This is a genomic window from Shimia abyssi (genome assembly GCF_003014475.1).
Taxonomy (GTDB): Bacteria; Pseudomonadota; Alphaproteobacteria; order Rhodobacterales; family Rhodobacteraceae; genus Shimia; species Shimia abyssi.
The window spans coordinates 1-17354 of sequence record NZ_PYGJ01000016.1; the positions used below are offsets into that span (position 1 = coordinate 1).

Annotated in this window: 11 protein-coding genes and 1 pseudogene; 8 read left to right on the top strand and 4 right to left on the bottom strand. The window is 49.5% G+C overall.

The features are described 5' to 3' along the window. Positions 1-159 precede the first annotated feature (159 nt). A complete protein-coding gene (locus CLV88_RS18410; protein WP_243403724.1) occupies positions 160-1122 on the bottom strand; it encodes a glycosyltransferase in 963 nt (320 codons plus the stop codon). Positions 1123-1551: 429 nt separating this feature from the next. Next, positions 1552-2000: pseudogene (locus tag CLV88_RS18415) on the bottom strand (transposase); the annotation flags it as partial. Between the two features lie 92 nt (positions 2001-2092). On the opposite strand from CLV88_RS18415, the gene CLV88_RS23060 reads away from it, so the two are divergent. The 4 genes from CLV88_RS23060 (at position 2093) to CLV88_RS18435 (ending at position 8071) form a co-directional block, all read left to right on the top strand. Next, positions 2093-2245, top strand: a complete 153-nt coding sequence (locus tag CLV88_RS23060; protein WP_165798936.1) for a hypothetical protein — start codon at positions 2093-2095, stop codon at positions 2243-2245. Positions 2246-2641: 396 nt separating this feature from the next. Next, positions 2642-4558: a polysaccharide biosynthesis protein gene (locus CLV88_RS18425; protein WP_106609888.1), complete on the top strand. Its 1917-nt coding sequence runs from the start codon at positions 2642-2644 to the stop codon at positions 4556-4558. A 226-nt stretch (positions 4559-4784) separates the two neighbouring features. Next, positions 4785-6770 (top strand): type I secretion system permease/ATPase, encoded by a 1986-nt coding sequence (locus CLV88_RS18430; protein ID WP_106609889.1) that lies wholly within the window; start codon positions 4785-4787, stop codon positions 6768-6770. Continuing rightward, the gene (locus tag CLV88_RS18435) at positions 6767-8071 is read left to right on the top strand and encodes an HlyD family type I secretion periplasmic adaptor subunit (protein ID WP_106609890.1); all 1305 of its coding nucleotides are present in this window, start codon (positions 6767-6769) and stop codon (positions 8069-8071) included. The genes CLV88_RS18430 and CLV88_RS18435 overlap by 4 nt, the downstream gene beginning before the upstream one ends. A gap of 246 nt (positions 8072-8317) precedes the next feature. Here the strand turns inward: CLV88_RS18435 and CLV88_RS18440 are convergent, their stop codons facing one another. Beyond that, positions 8318-9478, bottom strand: a complete 1161-nt coding sequence (locus CLV88_RS18440; protein WP_106609891.1) for an NAD-dependent epimerase/dehydratase family protein — start codon at positions 9476-9478, stop codon at positions 8318-8320. 95 nt (positions 9479-9573) lie between these two features. Then, positions 9574-12093, bottom strand: a complete 2520-nt coding sequence (locus tag CLV88_RS18445) for a glycosyltransferase (RefSeq protein WP_106609892.1) — start codon at positions 12091-12093, stop codon at positions 9574-9576. A gap of 205 nt (positions 12094-12298) precedes the next feature. Between CLV88_RS18445 and CLV88_RS18450 the strand changes: the two genes are divergently transcribed. The 4 genes from CLV88_RS18450 to glf all read left to right on the top strand — a co-directional run bounded on the left by CLV88_RS18450 (position 12299) and on the right by glf (position 17296). After that, positions 12299-13264 carry an NAD-dependent epimerase/dehydratase family protein gene (locus CLV88_RS18450; protein ID WP_165798937.1) on the top strand — a complete coding sequence of 322 codons (966 nt, stop codon included), beginning with the start codon at positions 12299-12301 and terminating at the stop codon, positions 13262-13264. Positions 13265-13449: 185 nt separating this feature from the next. Further along, positions 13450-15279 (top strand): DUF4422 domain-containing protein, encoded by a 1830-nt coding sequence (locus tag CLV88_RS18455; RefSeq protein WP_106609894.1) that lies wholly within the window; start codon positions 13450-13452, stop codon positions 15277-15279. 90 nt (positions 15280-15369) lie between these two features. Continuing rightward, positions 15370-16107: a Stf0 family sulfotransferase gene (locus CLV88_RS18460; RefSeq protein WP_106609895.1), complete on the top strand. Its 738-nt coding sequence runs from the start codon at positions 15370-15372 to the stop codon at positions 16105-16107. A 31-nt stretch (positions 16108-16138) separates the two neighbouring features. After that, positions 16139-17296 carry a UDP-galactopyranose mutase gene (gene glf, locus CLV88_RS18465; RefSeq protein ID WP_279338361.1) on the top strand — a complete coding sequence of 386 codons (1158 nt, stop codon included), beginning with the start codon at positions 16139-16141 and terminating at the stop codon, positions 17294-17296. Positions 17297-17354: the final 58 nt, after the last annotated feature.

The window sequence follows — 17354 nt, forward strand, 5'->3', positions numbered from 1 at the left end:
TATTTCTCGACCACCTCAGGAAATGTCACCGACGATGTCATACTTCAGTATTTGGAACTGCATTCCAAAAGGAAACCTACCGGCGTCAGCCGGTATTGGTTTAGTATTTAACTGGGCCGGAGGGCATGAAAACGGCTCCATGTATGAAGGGGGTCTTGCTCAGTCTTCCTCACAGACGCGCTGTATGTCTTTGAGAGAGGGGGTGAGATTGCGGCGCAGGGCGTCTTTGATCGCTTTAAGCAAAACTCTATTATATGTACGGCGCATAGTACCATACCGGAACCCGACCAGATACCATTTGGGCAGGATAATCAGCAGGACCAGCCAGAACCAGGTCCCCGCTGCGGAACGGTACGCAAGAATCTGATTTCTCCGGTAGAAGTAAACCTTCCAGAGCGGTTCAACGACACCGTCTATCTGTGACATTGTTTCACAATCATGTTCAAAGCGGATTGGAGGTGCAAAACCGATGCTACGGTCGTGTTTACGAACCTTCAAAGAATACAGAACGTCATCTCCGTACAGGAAAAGAGCCGGATCCGGGAAACCGACCTCCAAGACCGTAGCTTTCGATACAAAAAAACCAACAAAGGACGCCGCATCTATTGGAAGAAGGTTTGATGCGGAAAAATCACGGTCTGGTAAATGAAACCCGGCGCGTCCCTGTAGCAGGCTTCGCCAGAACGCAGCTAGGCTCCAGAAAGGATTAAGGGAAGGCCGATTCATGGGACAGATTTCGCCGTTTGGATAGTAGACGGCGGCGGCAATGGCCGACCAGCGCTCTTCTGCGGTGACGACTTCCCGAAACCTGTCAAACGCCCCGGGATAAGGACGCGCGTCGTCGTCAAGCAGCACCATCCAGTCAGGCTGGTACGTTTCAAATGCGTAACGCATCCCAGCTTCAAAACCGCCTGCTCCTCCAAGGTTCTTTTCCAGAAAAAGCGGCACAAGCCTGTTGTCTTGAGTTTCCTTTAGCCACGATGACGTACCATCAGTCGAGTTGTTATCAACAACAACAATCTGATTGCATTGTTCCGTTGCAAGGCTGGCGAGCGTCGTTTTCAAGTGCTCAAGCCGGTTGTAGGTTACGACAACCGCCACAAGCTTTATAGAGTTTGTCAATTCCAGTGCCTGAATGTTTGTGTGGTATTGGGAAAACGGACTCAACTTGAGACCGTATAGCGTTTCGGCTACCCGGTTTCATTACCAAAAGATGCCAAGTGCAATAGAGTGGGCCGCTGGCGGGGTGTTCTTGTCTTAAAGTAAGAGCAGTCGGGATGTCCTCATAGCTTACCAACGTATTCACATTTAAGGATGGCGTGAGCGGAGTGTTACTTTATCGATGTGGTTTTACCAAGCTGTAGAACGCGGCAAAACCACCGAAGAAAAATGCCTTCCGTCCAACTTTCGCTACCCGTTCTCTGAACGGGTAGGCCGGGGCAGGTGCCTTACGGAGAGGTGGTCCTAGATTTTCGACCAGTTCGCAGCCTTGTTAAGGTGGATCAGGGTTGCAGGTCAGGCTGCGAATCTCATTGGTTCTGTTTTGCTGACATAGGCCTCATCAGGGGTCAATATGCCGTGCGTCGAATGCGGGCGTTCGCAGTTATAGTAGCTCAGCCACTTGCCGATCCCGGCGCGCATTTCTGAACCTGTCTCAAAGGCGTTCAGATAGACGCATTCGTACTTCAACGACCGCCACAGTCTTTCGATCATCCGGTTGTCACGCCATGCGCCTTTCCCGTCCATGCTGATCTTGATCTTTGCGGCCGTCAGCACGTCGATCCACGCGCCGCTGGCGAACTGGCCGCCTTGATCGCTGTTGAATGTCTCAGGCTTGCCGTGTTTCGATACGGCCTTTTTCAGGGCCTCAACGCAGAAGTCCGCATCCATACTGTTGACAGCCGCCAAGCCAAAACCTTGCAACTGTACCAATCCACTCCTCTCGGCGTTTGCTGCGCAAAAGCCTGTCGGGCAGGCGGCATGACCAGATTGTGGCAGTAGTGAAAGATTATGCTGCGCAGGCAGGTTTGAGCGTGGAGAACACCTTTCTTAAGCCAAAGGCGCGAAAATTTGAAACAGTGGTGCTGATTGAATGACAGGAAATACCGAGATCACGGAAATTTATGCGACCTACGTTTCTGCGCTTCTTCACAACGAGGGCACGCGCCAGAACGCCAATCAGATTTACCTCACCATCTCTTTGTCCGTCGTCAGGATTTTTGGCACCAAAGGCGGCCCAATCTAAGGGAGAATTTGGCTCATCTGGTTGGTTTGATTATGCGCGTGCTTGCGCTGACGTCAGACACTGGCCCTAATTTTCGCGACCACCTCTCGAAGCTTGGGATAATGTTTCTGTGGCCGTGTGCTTCAGATTATTTTGATCGCATTGGGACAGAATGCGATGTGTTACCCGTTGACTTCGGAGGCAGACGTCAGAAAGTTGAACAATATGAGCACCTAGGAAACGCGAACACCTCAGAAACCACATTGTATCTCCATGGGTATTTTGCGATGGGTGGTGGTGCATGAAGTTTAGCCTCGGGCTTCAGTGTGGGGGCAACTCCAATGAAACTACAACATCGTTCTCCCCCAAGGAGCACACAATAAGTACGATATCACGCAGAAGGATTCCCGGCCCCTCTTGTCCTCACTTCTGAAAAACCTCTCTCGCCACCAAAAGCAGATGATCCTCATAGTTGTGGATCTTTTGCTGCTCCCAATCGCTTTTGTCGGAGCGCTTGCTGTTCAGCGCAATACCTTTCCCGATTACACGGTGTTGAGGGAATGGAGCCTGCTTCTTGTAGCGCTTTGTAGCACGGCCTTCGTATTTTCGTGGGCTTTGGGAATTTCACGTATTCGCCTTAGCGCCTATGACATCCACGGGGTTTGGCAAACGGCGCTGTTTGCGACGTTGTTGGGGGTGGCGGGTGCGGGACTCAGTGTTGTGTTCACCGTGTCGTTCCCAGGTAGTTTTTTTGTTCTGTTTGCCCTAGTGTACTTCTTGACTTGCGCAACAGCCAGGATCGCAATGCTACAGATCCTGCTCACCATTTATCGCCGCGCGCATACAAGGTGTCGCGTTGTGATCTACGGGGCAGGAACAACGGGTATACAACTCGCCTCAGCACTCAAGACGCATGAGGCAATCGAAGCTGTCGCCTTTGTCGAAGACAATCCCAGACTCGTTGGAACACGCGCGGCGGGCCTGTCGGTCTATCCGGGATTCAAGTTGCCCGACATTATTGAGAAGAATGAAGTGCACAGAGTCCTGTTAGCCATGCCCTCTCTGAGCATGCCAAAGCAACTTCAGATCGCGAAACATATAGAAACGCTGGGAGTTGAAGTCCAAACTCTCCCCTCTTTTTCCCAATTGGTTGGCGAGGAGCCTCTAGTCAATCGCCTTCAGAATATTTCTCCTGCTGCTTTTCTTGGGCGCACCCACCTGAGCCAAAATGCACCGGATCTGACAAATGCGTATACACATCGCGTTATTCTTATTTCGGGTGCTGGCGGGTCCATCGGTTGTGAGTTGAGTCGACAAATTCTGGCGGCTCGTCCCAAGCGCCTTGTTCTTTTCGAGCTTAATGAGCTTGCTTTGTACAATATTGAAAAGGAGTTGAGTGCCTTGGCGCGAGATCTGGACGTGGATCTCATTCCGATTCTAGGCTCGGTCACAGATGCCCGACTTGTCGCTAATGTTCTGAAGACGAACAATGTGGAAATCGTACTACATGCAGCAGCTTACAAGCATGTCCCATTGGTGGAAAAAAACCCTCTTGCGGGTATGGCCAACAATGTTCTTGGAACCCACTCACTCGCGCGGGAAGCCATGGCTGCTGGTGTTGCAAAGTTTATCCTTATTTCCACGGACAAAGCCGTACGACCTTCCAATTTTATGGGAGCCTCGAAACGCTTGGCGGAAATGGTTGTGCTCGATCAGGCAAGCCGCAGCACAGTATGCGTTTTTTCGGTCGTCAGATTTGGAAATGTTTTGGGATCCAGCGGTTCGGTTATCCCACTTTTTCAAGAGCAGATTGCTCGTGGGGGCCCCCTGACCCTGACACACCGCGATACGACCCGCTACTTCATGACGGCTCAGGAAGCTGTGCAGCTTGTTCTACATGCTGGAACCTTCGCATCTGGGGGAGAGATCTTCGTGCTGGATATGGGTAAACCGATGCCAATTTACGATCTTGCTCGGCAGATAATTGAGGCAAACGGATATACAGTTCGCGATAGCGCCAACCCAAATGGAGACATCGAGATCGAAATTGCTGGGTTGCGACCAGGAGAAAAGTTACATGAAGAGTTGATCACAAACACACCTCTTCAGCCCACGCAACATCCCAAAATAATGATTGCAGTCGATGTCGGGCTGCCTGAGATCCACGTCGCGGCAGTTATCCGTGCGATACGAACCGCCGTGGCCTCTGGCGACAAGAAGGCCTGTACAGATATTGCAGTACGCTGGGTTGATGGCTATAAGCGGGACCGATTGCAAGCCAAGGCATTTGGCTTAACGACGCAAGTATTTGGCTCAACGACACAAAGCGACTAAGGCGATGTCTCTTAGATATCCCACACTCACAAAAGCTTCCGGTTTCAGATGCCAAAGACGTTGTCTTTTGGGAGCTTTAAGTTAAGTGCCATGTGTGGCAACCGTTCCGCAACCAAAGTCAGATTAGGTATTAAGGCATTCAAGATTTTGACAAGGTCGCATGGCCTTAGAAGGCCAAAATATAACAAGCGGTCTTTGGGGCAGAAACCTAGCAAGGGGAAATAAAATGTCGAACCCGCAGTTGAAAAGGGGTCGGGAAGAGCTTCGCAAAGCGTGGAATGCAAACCGTCTGCTCTTTATTAAGACGTTTGTGTTCAGCATGTTCGTCAATGCCTTGATGTTGACTGGCCCGATATTCATGCTGCAAATTTATGATCGAGTCCTAGGAAGCGGTTCCGAAGAGACTCTTGTTTCCCTGTTCATTCTCATGGCCTTCCTGTTCGCAATGATGGGTATGCTGGATTATGCGCGTGGGCGCCTGATGGCTAGGGCAGGAGCGCGGTTTCAATCGCGGCTGGACGAGCGTGTCTTTGGTGCTTGCCTAGATATTGCAGCTCGCCAGCCCGATAAAACAATCGCCGCCCAACAGGGCTTGAGAGACTTGGAATCCGTACAAAAACTGTTGGCCTCACCTGTATTGCTAGCTGTATTTGATATTCCTTGGACCCCTCTTTTTTTAATGGCCATCTACATTTTTCATCCTTTGTTGGGAACTGTTGCTGTTATTGGCGGCTCTGTTCTGATCTCACTGGCAATCCTCAACCAGTGGACAACAAGCCGCGCTGTGGCACAGGCAAACTCGGCTACCGTTCAGGCTGAGCATTTGGCACACCAGTATCGAAATGATGCCGCTATTGTGTATAGCTTGGGCATGAAGGACGCGGCATTCAAGCGATGGCTGCAAGCACGTGGTGTATCCCTCGCCTCTGGGATTTCTTCATCAGATAAGACGGGCTTCTTCAGTTCTTCTACCAAGACGCTGCGCCTTTTTCTGCAGTCCGCGATGCTTGGTGTGGGGGCCTGGGTGGTTCTACAGGGTGAGATGTCCGCAGGATCAATGATTGCCGGATCTATTCTCCTGGGCCGTGCACTGGCTCCCGTTGAACAAGCCATCGGTCAGTGGCCGTTGGTGCAAATGGCTTGGAAAGGCTGGAAACGGCTTGGTGAATTATTATCTACGGTACCGCCGGAAGTGCAACTGACGGATCTGCCCAAACCCAAAGCATCGCTCGAAGCGATCGAGATCACCATTGTGCCGCCCGGCGAACGCAAGGCGTCTCTACGTCTTGTGTCATTCGACTTGCAGCCGGGTCAGGCGATGGGTGTCATTGGTCCCAGCGGATCAGGTAAATCTTCCCTTGCGCAAGCCATAACCGGCATCTGGAGACCGGTAACAGGAGCACTTCGCTTCGATAGCGCCGGTATAGGACAGTACAATCAGGACACCTTGGGGCGTTACATCGGTTATCTTCCGCAAGCAGTAACTTTATTTGATGGCACAATCGCAGAAAATATCGCCCGCCTGAACTCTGAACCGGATTCAGAAAAGGTGGTTGAAGCAGCGAAACGCGCAGCTGTACACGAAATGATTGTGAAGCTGCCAGACGGATATGATACCCGTGTTTCAGCTGCTGCAAGCCGTTTGTCGGGAGGTCAAATTCAGCGTATTGGCTTGGCGCGGGCAATGTATGAAGATCCAGTCATTCTGGTACTTGACGAACCCAATTCGAACTTAGACGCAGACGGCTCAAAGGCTCTCAATGCAGCTATTCGCCAATTCAAAGCCGATGGAAATGCTGTCATCATTATGGCGCACAGACCCGCAGCTATTCAGGAATGTGACACGCTTTTGGTTTTGGAAGATGGTATGCGAAAGGCCTTTGGGCCCCGAGACGAAGTGTTGAGCCAAACCTTGCGTAACGCCGACATTGTGCAAAAAAACATACCGGACTCCAAAGTCACACCTCTGCCTAGACGTGCGGCCGTACCAGGTAGCGCAAAGCGCGCCGCAGATGAAACTAAGGCGGGGTCACGTTCTGCAGCCGACTCTGGCTCGGCCGATAGTAACGCAGTTGAAGAAGACAAGGTGACTACCAATTCTGACACTCTCACTCAGAAGGAAAAAACGCGTTCCAACCTCAAAGTAGATGACACGGATCAGGCATTCACAAAAAGTGAAGTCAGCAAACAAAAACAGGCAGAAAATAAATGAGCGAAGAGCATCAAAAATGGTCCGTGCGCATGCCGGTTTTTGTCGGGGGGATCGCCCTCGTGTTGCTTGTTGGTGGTTTTGGGTATTGGGCATTTACCAGCCAGCTAGCTGGGGCCGTAGTCACTTCGGGGAGGCTCGAAGTCGATCAAAAGCGGCAGGTTGTTCAGCATCCAGATGGAGGGGTTGTTTCCGACATTCTCGTGGATGAAGGGGACAAGGTAGAAGCCGGCGCTACACTTGTCCTACTGGATGGTGCGCTCCTAAACTCGGAACTTATAATCGTAGAAGGACAGCTTTACGAGCTCATGGCGCGTCGTGCCCGCTTAGGTGCAGAACGCGACAAGAGCGAAACTATCAAATTTGAAGATCGCCTTCTTAAGGCCGCGGCACAATCAGAAACGGTAAGTGAAGTCGTTAACGGGCAAGTCGCACTGTTCAATACACGCAAAATATCAATTGAGCAGGAAGTTTCCCAACTGCGAAAACGCCAACAGCAAATAGGCAATCAGATCGAAGGCTTAGACGCCCAAATGGAAGCTCTGGTCTTGCAGCTTCAGTTGATTAAGGAGGAACTTGCAGATCAGCAAGTCCTTTTGGACAAAGGGTTGGCTCAAGCCTCTCGAGTTCTAGCTCTTCGGCGCGAAGAAGCTGGATTAAAAGGCCGGATCGGGGAATTGATTGCATCGCGTGCTGAAAGCGAAGGCAGAATCACCGAAACAGATATTCAGGTTCTTCGAATTGAGACCCAGAATGTGGAAGAAGCGATCTCGCGCCTCCGGGATTTGCGCTATCAGGAAATTGAGCTGATTGAGCGACGCAACGCGATTCTTGAACGGCTCGACCGCCTTGAAATTCGTGCCCCTGTCGCCGGAATTATATACGATCTGCAAGTGTTTGCAGACCGCTCCGTTATTCAATCGGCACAACCCGTTTTATATGTTGTTCCGCTAGACAGCCCATTGGTCATCTCCGCCCGGATAGAAACTATTAACGTTGACGAAGTTTTTCCGGGTCAACCCGTTAGGCTCCGGTTTTCTTCCTTCAATTCCAGAACGACGCCAGAACTGGACGGGCAGATAGTGAGGGTTTCTCCAGACGCCTTTACCGACGAAAATACAGGGCAATCCTACTACATGGCAGAGATTGTTCCCCTGGACGGTGAGCTCGCTAAACTGGCGGAGCTGGAAATCATTCCCGGAATGCCAGTTGAAACATTCATACAGACCAAGCCACGAACTCCGATAGCTTATCTTGTTCAGCCCTTCATGGAATATTTTAATAAGGCATTTCGCGAAAGCTGATTGCTGCCCCTCTGTAGATCCAACGAAACTGAGCTACCCCCCGAAAATCGGACACTGACGTAAGCTACGTTTTATTGTCTGCGGATCTTCAACGAAGAGGAAATCTGAGATGTCGAGACGGAAGCAGCAATGCCGGAGTTCAAAGTGAAGGTGGCGCTTGACGGCGCTGAATGCCAGGATAGAGGTGTCAATTCCGGCGCAAAAAGGGCCAGTTTCGCGGTGTAAAATGGTCAGTTTGTTTGGGAGTTAGTTGCGCCAATTGGACACACAAGGGATCTTAGTGCGGTCACAGTTGTGGGCGTATTTTTTTGATACTTCCATAACTTCGTCCATTAACCCCGCCTCAAGAGTGATGGGCGATAAACCGTAGTTCAGAAGCCTGTCGTTGACGACATGCAGGTCGTTTTCGACCGCCTCATTGCGTGGGTTTTCGAGAAAGGATATTTCCGCTCCCGTGATGTCAGAAATAACCCTTGCAACGTCCCGAATTCGGTGAGTTTCAGTCATCTGGTTGATAATGTTTACGCGTTCGCCAACTTGCGGCGGATTGTTCAGGGCTAATTCGACACAACGCACAGTGTCTTTTATGTGGATAAATGCGCGGGTTTGGCCGCCTGTCCCGTGTACAGTTAACGGATATTCAATCGAAGCCTGCATCAGAAACCTGTTCAAAACAGTTCCGTAGTCGCCGTCATAGTCAAAACGATTGATTAAGCGCTCATCCAATTGAGTTTCAGCAGTTTGGGTTCCCCAGACAATACCCTGATGCAAATCCGTGATTTTCACACCATCATTTTTGTTATAAAAGTGAAAGAAGATCTGATCCTGCGACTTTGTCATATGGTAAATTGAGCCGGGATTTGTCGGATAAAGGATCTCTGTTTCCTTTTCGCCTTCAGAAGTCTCCACCTTTACTTTCAAGTATCCTTCCGGAATCTTCATTCCCGAAGTTCCGTAGCCATAAACACCCATTGTGCCCAAATGCACCAAATGAGGATCACAATCACTCTCAACTATTGCGGCCAACACGTCATTGGTTGCGTTAAGGTTGTTTGAAACCGTGTAGCGCTTGTGTGGTGCTGATTTCATAGAGTACGGGGCGGCCCGTTGCTCGGCGAAATGGATGATAGCATCAGGCTTAACTTCGTTCAGAAGCGCTAACAAGGCTTCATAGTCCCGGCCTATAGTAAATGACTCGATCCTAATGGCTTCACCGGTCAGCTCCTTCCAAGTTTCGACCCGCTCTGCAAGTGATCGAATTGGCGTGAGCGATTCAGCTCCAAGCTCACGGTCGATTTTTCGTCTAGAAAAATTATCAACAATTATGATCCCATGACCTTGTTTTGAGAGGTGAAGGGATGTCGGCCAGCCACAAAACCCATCGCCACCAAGAACAATAATTTTCAAGACCCAATCCTCATCGAACTTTTAATGATTTTTAGCACTACCTGCGATACTCACTTACTACGAACTTCAAAGCTCCAGCGCAACTACGAACCCCATCACCTCCCCGGCAGGTCAAGAAGCTCAAAAAGAACTTTAGCGTGGGCATTCTTTGAACGTTCCATCACCAGTTTGTCACGCAACTGTACGGCCCGTTTTCTTGCAGTATCTAGATCCACGAGAATTTCGCGGATTGCGTCGACCCAATCTTGAATAGTATTGGTTTCTGAAAGGGATTTGGCCAACCCTTTACGCAGTACTTCTGTCGTGCCGCCAACGTCTGAGCCGACGATTGGTATTCCGGTCATTGCAACTTCAAGAAGTTGGGAAGGCACACCATCCCAAGCAGACGTGTATAGCCATATGTCTGCAGACTTTAGGGGTAGTTCGTGAAATCTTTCATAAGCTCCTTCAAGTGAAAGATTATTTGGTAAGGGCGGAATTGTGGCTGGAGCCGAAATCACGGGCTTTCCCCACAGCCGAAAATCCAGATCCGGAAGTGCTCGAGCAAGCGCAAATACCAAATCGACCCGTTTCTGTGGATCAAATCGGCCAGCCCAAAAAACTGTAGGTCGGTGGCGGGCATTTCTGGGGGGGTATGAGGTGACCGGAATAGATGGATCAACTGGGTTGGGAAGCACGCGTAAGCGTTTCTTGTCGTTGGGCGCAATCCGATATCGGCGTTGTAAGTCTTCTGCCAAGGCCTGACTATCGGTGATCGCTCCAGTGAGTTGTTCGAAACTCCGGTATAATCTTTTGAGTGGGTAGCCGGTCCAATGACCGGTTTGCGTTTGTTCATTACAGAAAAAACAAGCATACAGCTTGGCAGAATCGACTAAGGCATCCCCGTAGTAAGGCATGGCGTCCCATAAAGCTCGGGAGTTTACGTTAAAAACCGCCTCAGGCTGCAAGGCACGCAAGTACTCGACTAGAACTCTCAGCCGTGTCGCATATTTTAGATTGGGTGTTAGTTTGGCAAAATCTACGACACGCACGCCAGATGGCAACTTGCCTAGAGGCATGCTCCCCTTTTTGTCGGTCGTAACAACCAAAACATTTTCCGAGCCAAAACGTTCTGAAAGAGCACGTGCTATATTTCCCTCGGCGCGGGGCGCTGAGCCAAAACGTGCGCGATTAGTACAAATGACATAACGCGCTCTGCGATGATTGGCTGCGCAGTTTAGTCGCCATATAGCTGCAGTTCTAAATGCAACCTCATTAGAATGAAACGGCGGGATTTTGATCTGGAACGATTGTATCCAACCCAGCTCAATCAAAGGTTCGTGCTGACCTGCCAACCGAACCTGCCGACCAAGAATGCCTTTTTCCAAACGATGCCTGAGGTCCTTATATTTAGCATCCCAAAGAGCAAAGGCGTCCGCTTCCGTTGTACCCAAACATTCTGCAAGCGTGTTAAATTCGCGTACTGGCTGCGGGATAAAACCGGCGCGTCGGCCTTTCTTCAGATAATGAAAGAATGGGTTGATGCCACTGTCTGAAACCTCTTCATACCTTGCCAAATAGCCGCGTGTTGAAAACCATGGGGCTGGATCACGGCCCTCCTTCCAACCTGCGCGGATATAATGAGCAACCGGGTCAAACTTCTCTAAAGCGGCAATATCCTGGTATTTGGCAAGATAGAACCCGTAGTCAAAGTGCTCCTTAATGATTGAATATTTTGCTCGATCTCGAAAACCAACGCGTCTCACACTCATTTTGGCCCGGGCGATGTGGTCATCAAATGTGGCCCCATAATGTGGTACGGAATTTCGCGAAACCTGCTCTTCGCGAGCGTTTGGACTTTGGCTGAGTGCTGGGGTCTTCAAGCCAGCTGCTTTTGCAAGTGCACCGACACGATCAATTGCCATTGGATGCAACTGGCGAACGACGGAACGGCGCGCTTGGCTTTGGGTTACAAGTGACGCGTCGCGCCGGCGCTTGAAAATTACCGTGTCCCGCGCGCAGATATGATCCCATCCACTGGCCATCGTTTCGATAGCAAATTGCCAGTCCTGGAATGATAGACCCTTCGGGATATCTCTTTTGGAATATGGCACGTTTTCGTGCGCAACGCGTGGGCTAATACACAGGCTGTCGTAGGGGTTCATGGTGTAAAAGTAATAGGGGGTAAACAGCGGATCATTCTGATCAAGGTTGGCAACGACAGACGAAGTGCCGTCAAAAAGCCAGTTAATTTCAGGATGAACAATTGCCTGCTCTCCTTTTTCCTCAGCGCATTGAGCTGCCCGCATTCCTTCGCGCAGCCAGTTTTCTGAAAACAAATCATCTGCATCAAGAAATGCGATATGGCGGCCAGCAGTCTGGGGAATTATGGTGTTACGGGCCATCCCGAGGTCACCTTCATTTAGCTCAACACGCCTCCAAGGATTGCAAGTCGAATTTGAGAACCACGCTCTGGTCGCTGCCGTGGCAGCATCCAAGGCTATGATACGTTCCACGCTGATCCCGGCTGCTTCCGCACAAGAAATAGATGCGTCAGCCGCTTGCAGTGTCGGGCCGCTGACAAGCGTTTCGTCATGTGCGGTCAAAATTACGGAAAGATCAAAACTTTGATTCAAAGAAAAATACCCCTGTTATTAGCGGCTAAGATTTGATGTCAGTGAATAGACCCCATTTCCATACCCCTTGAAACTTCGCAAAGATTAGGTGCGTCAACCTGTGATTGGATTCTTTGGCAAATCCATTGCTGTTTTCGGGTTTGCACGTGCCAAAACTATCGATATCACCTCATAGGTAAAGCTGCGTTCGCCAAGGGAAGTGACATTGATCCAACTAGTACTGATTGGCGGCCTCGGCTTCATTGGCCGAAACATTCTAAATGTCGTCGCTTCAGACAAGTCATTTTCTGAGCTGCAGCCAGTTGTAATAGACAATTTATCGAATTCTGCGCCTAGACATGAGGCAGTTCCAGTTCCCGCCTGCTATCGAGGTTTTGAAACACCAGATGCTTTGGAGTTTCTGGAACACTGGCAATCAGATTCTGACACGCCTCGCGTCCACATATTCTTGGCCGGCGAAACAAGAGTTGCAGAGTCCCTTGATCGACCAATGGACTTTGTGGATGCCAACATCACGCAGCCCTCTCAATTTGTTTTGAAAGCAGTGCAACCCGGAGACCATTTCATATTGATCTCAACTGCCGGTGCGTTGTTCGACGGAGCGACAGAAATCCAAAACACGCTAAACTACAGTCCTAAGAACTTTTATGGCGCTACAAAAGCAGCCGAAGAGATGGTTCTGGAGAAGCTTGTTCGTATGCGCGGCGGCTCCTTCTCGATAGTCCGGATGACCAATGTTTACGGAAAATTCTCAGACAATAAAAAAAGTGCCATTCATGCTTTCATGCGCGCATGCCTGAGCGGTGATGAAGTGGTTATCAATGGTGACGGACTGCAGCGCCGCGATTTTGTGTATGCTGGAGATGTGGCCCGCGCGATTGCCCTTCACGCTTATCAAGTCGCGAGAAAGCAATGCTTTGAGAAGGTGAACACCATTGGATCAGGCAAATCCGTATCACTAATGGATATCGTTTCGGGCATTGAACAGGTATCCAGTTCTACACTTTATTATAACAAGGTTCCCGCGCCCGACCTTCTTAAGACCGAACCAAGAGAGGTAGTCGTCAACCCGAACGATGCCCGTCGACTTTTGGATGGAGACTTTACGCCACTTAACGAAGGGCTCCGATCGACGCTTGATTATTATTCGGCCACGCCCCAAGGAAAATAGCGTAGATTACCACTACCGGTCCAAGGAACCGCCTTTTCAGTGAACCTTGATGTTTGCACATTCTCCAGATTGGAAAGTAGTAAGTGAATACACCTGAACCAAGAAAATTATCGCACTGGCACAGCAATTCTGCTTGGTATCAGGCAATCAAACCTTCAGTACGCTTTGTTTGATACTTGCCTGAAATGAAAACTGCACTTTACATCGCGTATCACAAGTCTGCACCGAGAGTCGAAGGGCCGAGTGTTCATCCGATCCAAGTTGGGCGTGCTTGCTCAGATACTCCCTTACCAAACATGATCGGTGACGATACCGGCACAAACATTTCATCGCGCAATGAGGCCTTTAATGAGTTGACCGCCCTGTATTGGGCTTGGAAGAATGACGAAACTAGTGATTTTTTGGGACTGCTCCATTACCGGCGTTTACTTGACCTGACAGAGCAACCTCAAAAAGGCGATGTTGAAAGACGCCCAAACGAGTTTTTTGTTGCCGACTGGATAGAACATACCGAAAACTGGCTCAAAGCGAATGGATCTGATTGGGATATTGTTGTGCCACGGCTGCACAGGATGGGGCGTACCGTTGAGCAGAACTTTCTTGCGAGGCACTCGGACAGGGAATGGCGCACCCTTTCAGATATTATCAAAAAAGACCACTCTGAATACTCTATAAGTTTTCAATTGGTTGGGAAGAGTCCTGACCTGAGGATTGGAAATCTTTCGCTTATGCATCGGTCTTTTTTTGATCGGTATTGCACTTGGCTGTTTGACATCTTGTTTAAGCTGGAGGCCGCACAACTTCCTCGGAATAACTACAACATCAATCAGGCTCGTTATCTAGGACATGTCGCAGAACGCCTCTTAACAGTTTTTATTTTTCACGAGCAGCAAAACAACCCATCATTGCGGCTCAAAGAGGTCTCCATTCTGAATATTGGCGATACTCTTGTTGTCCCTTATATCGACAGGCGCGATCAACTGGCATCTGAGGATGTGAATATAGTTTGCACGGCTGATAGGGCCTACCTACCGCACGCGGCTGCGATGATGCGATCCGTTCTCGATCACGCAGATCCAGCTCGCCCGATTAACTTTTTCTTCCTGCACTCGAGTATTAATTCATCTGAACTTAATGTTCTCCGTTCCATGGTCGAACGTCGGCTAGCGACAAAATTTGTCCCAATCAACACCGGTCGTATTTTCAAAGGCAGCTATCGTTCAATAAGTCGCCACGCTTCGAACACTACCTATAACAAGCTGTTGCTGTTCGCGCTTTTTCCTGGTTTGAGGAGGATTTTGTATCTCGACACCGATCTCATTGTACTTAAAGATATTTGCAGTCTATACGACACCGATATAAGCGGTGCAAAGATCGCCGCCGTACCCGACTGGATAATGACCCGTACCCTCACTGGCCTAACCGAAACAATTGATCCGGCGGTCCCCGATCTGGGTGTTTATCAGCGCGATGTTTTGGGGCTCAATGAGGAGCAGATAGCACGGTACTTCAATGCTGGTGTCCTACTTTTCAATTTTGAAGAAAGTAGCGAAATCGAGCGGACAGGCAAAATCTTGATGGGATTGGCAAAGCAAAACCGTTATCTTTTCCGGGATCAGGACATTCTAAATGCGCATTTTAGTAACAATTACTACTCCTTAGACCCACGCTGGAATGTCTTTAATGCGCCACAAGCGTCGTACGGCAGGGTGCCTAAAAACTTACATAGCCGTGCCATGCAGGCTCGAAAAGATCCATGGATCATTCATTTTGCAGATCGAGATAACAAGCCTTGGCAATCAAAACCCGTCGGTGATGCAGAACATTATTGGCAAGCTCTAAGCCGGACACCTTTCTTTGTTGAAGTCCTGCACAGGGCCACAAAGCCGGATACCCGGTGGGGTTCAAATCTACAAAGGGCAGTGATCACGACAGGAAAAAGGCTCGCAGAGAAAGTTCCGACGCTAAAATCACCACTGCTCAAGATATATTACTGGTCGAAGTGGCGTAGTTAGAGTGTTTAGCTACCTTGGTTGTTGATGGACGTGGATTGGATTTGTGATAGAGCGATGTAGATGCAGGAAAACTTCCTTAGATGAGACACCATGCCAACACATTTCTTGATTTTGGGGCTTCCTCGAAGCGGCTCCACATATCTGACGACACTCTTGAACTCGCATTCCGAAATTCGATGCGCTGGAGAATTGTTCAACCCATACCGAATTATTGGCGTGGAACGGGATGTCAAAAATGATCTCGAAGAGGTCATGGAGCGCGACATTGCACCGACTCGGTTTGCCAATGCATTTTTCCGGAAAGAAGCGAAGCCAAACGTCAGTGCCGTAGGTTTCAAGTTTATGATCGGGCACAACACCTCTTATCTTCAAGAGTTGTCCAAGAACGATAACCTTCGGCTCATCTATATCTACCGTGAAAACCGGTTGGCGCAGAGCGCTTCATGGATTACCGCCTTAAAATCAAAGGTTTGGGCGCAAAAGCATGCTCCACTCAAACAAAACAAGCTGGATGCAGGCCCCCGCCGGATCAGTCAACATTGGCATGAAGCCGAAACAACCGATTTCCTGTTCTCACATTGGTTGGCGACATTACCGCACCAAAAACTAAAGATTGAATACAAGGAGATGTTCCGGCCCGGGTTTCGAGAAAAACTTTGCGATTTTTTGGATGTTCCGCTCTCAAAAGAGATGCGCAGTCCCCTCGCAAAGCAAGGGAGCAACACCGTGATCGATCGCTTTCAGTATCGTAAGCTCGTCACGCGTTATATGGAACAGTTAGGGCACGCACAGTGGCTCGGTCCAGAAATTGACGACACCAAACCTTAGCGTGTCAGATCAACCTAAAATGAGGCCAAAAATGAATGGAACTTTGCTAATTGTCGGCGCTGGCCTTTCCGGTGCAGTCATCGGGCGAACCCTTGCAGAGGCTGGATACGATGTCGTCATTGTCGACAGCCGTTCCCATGTTGCTGGCAATTGTCATACGGTTCGAGATGATGAAGCTGGAGTTTTGGTGCATGTTTACGGACCTCATATTTTCCATACAAATGACCGCGAAGTCTGGGATTACGTGAACCAATTCGAGACGTTTCAAGCCTATACGCACCGGGTTAAGACGACTTGGGGAGACGGCGTTTATTCTCTTCCCATTAATTTGCATACAATCAATCAATTCTACAACAAAGCACTCCGCCCAAATGAAGCGCAAGCCTTTATCAAAAAAATCTCCAGAACAGACATCGAGGAACCTAAAAATCTGGAGGAACAAGCTCTGAGTTTCATTGGCCCTGATCTTTATGCGGCGTTCTTTGAGGGGTACACTCGCAAACAATGGGGATGTAATCCCGACGAACTCCCCGCCAGCATCCTGAAGCGCCTGCCTGTACGTTTCAACTATAACGATAACTATTTTTTCCACGCTTTTCAGGGCATGCCAAAGCATGGGTACACAGCACTGGTAGAAAAGATCTTAGATCACCCAAAGATTGAGGTGCGCCTGACCGAGCATTTCAAAAAGCCGGACGGTACAGATTTCAAACATGTGTTCTATTCAGGACCGCTCGACGGATACTTCAATTTCGATATTGGCCATCTCGGTTACAGGACTCTTGATTTTGAGCGCTTCGTTTATGAAGGTGATTTTCAAGGCTGTGCCGTGATGAATTTCGGATCTGCAGATGTACCACATACACGCATCACCGAACACAAACACTTCGCGCCTTGGGAACAGCACGACGTCTCAGTTCTCTACCGCGAGTATTCTCGTGCTTGCACACCTGATGACATCCCTTATTACCCGATACGGTTGGTGGAGGAGAAGGCCCTGCTGAGCCGATACGCCAATCGCGCCCATCAAGAAAACAACGTGACATTTGTTGGTCGGCTGGGAACCTACCGGTATATCGATATGGACGTGACAATCAGAGAAGCACTGGATACCGCAGAGATGTATCTGGACTTCACAGAAAAGTCGCGCAAGGTCCCTGCCTTTCTGAAAGATCCGTTGAATTTATGAAGCTGACATACAAAGCCCCTCAAGAGGTGTACGGTTTGAATTGACAGCTAAATTCCGC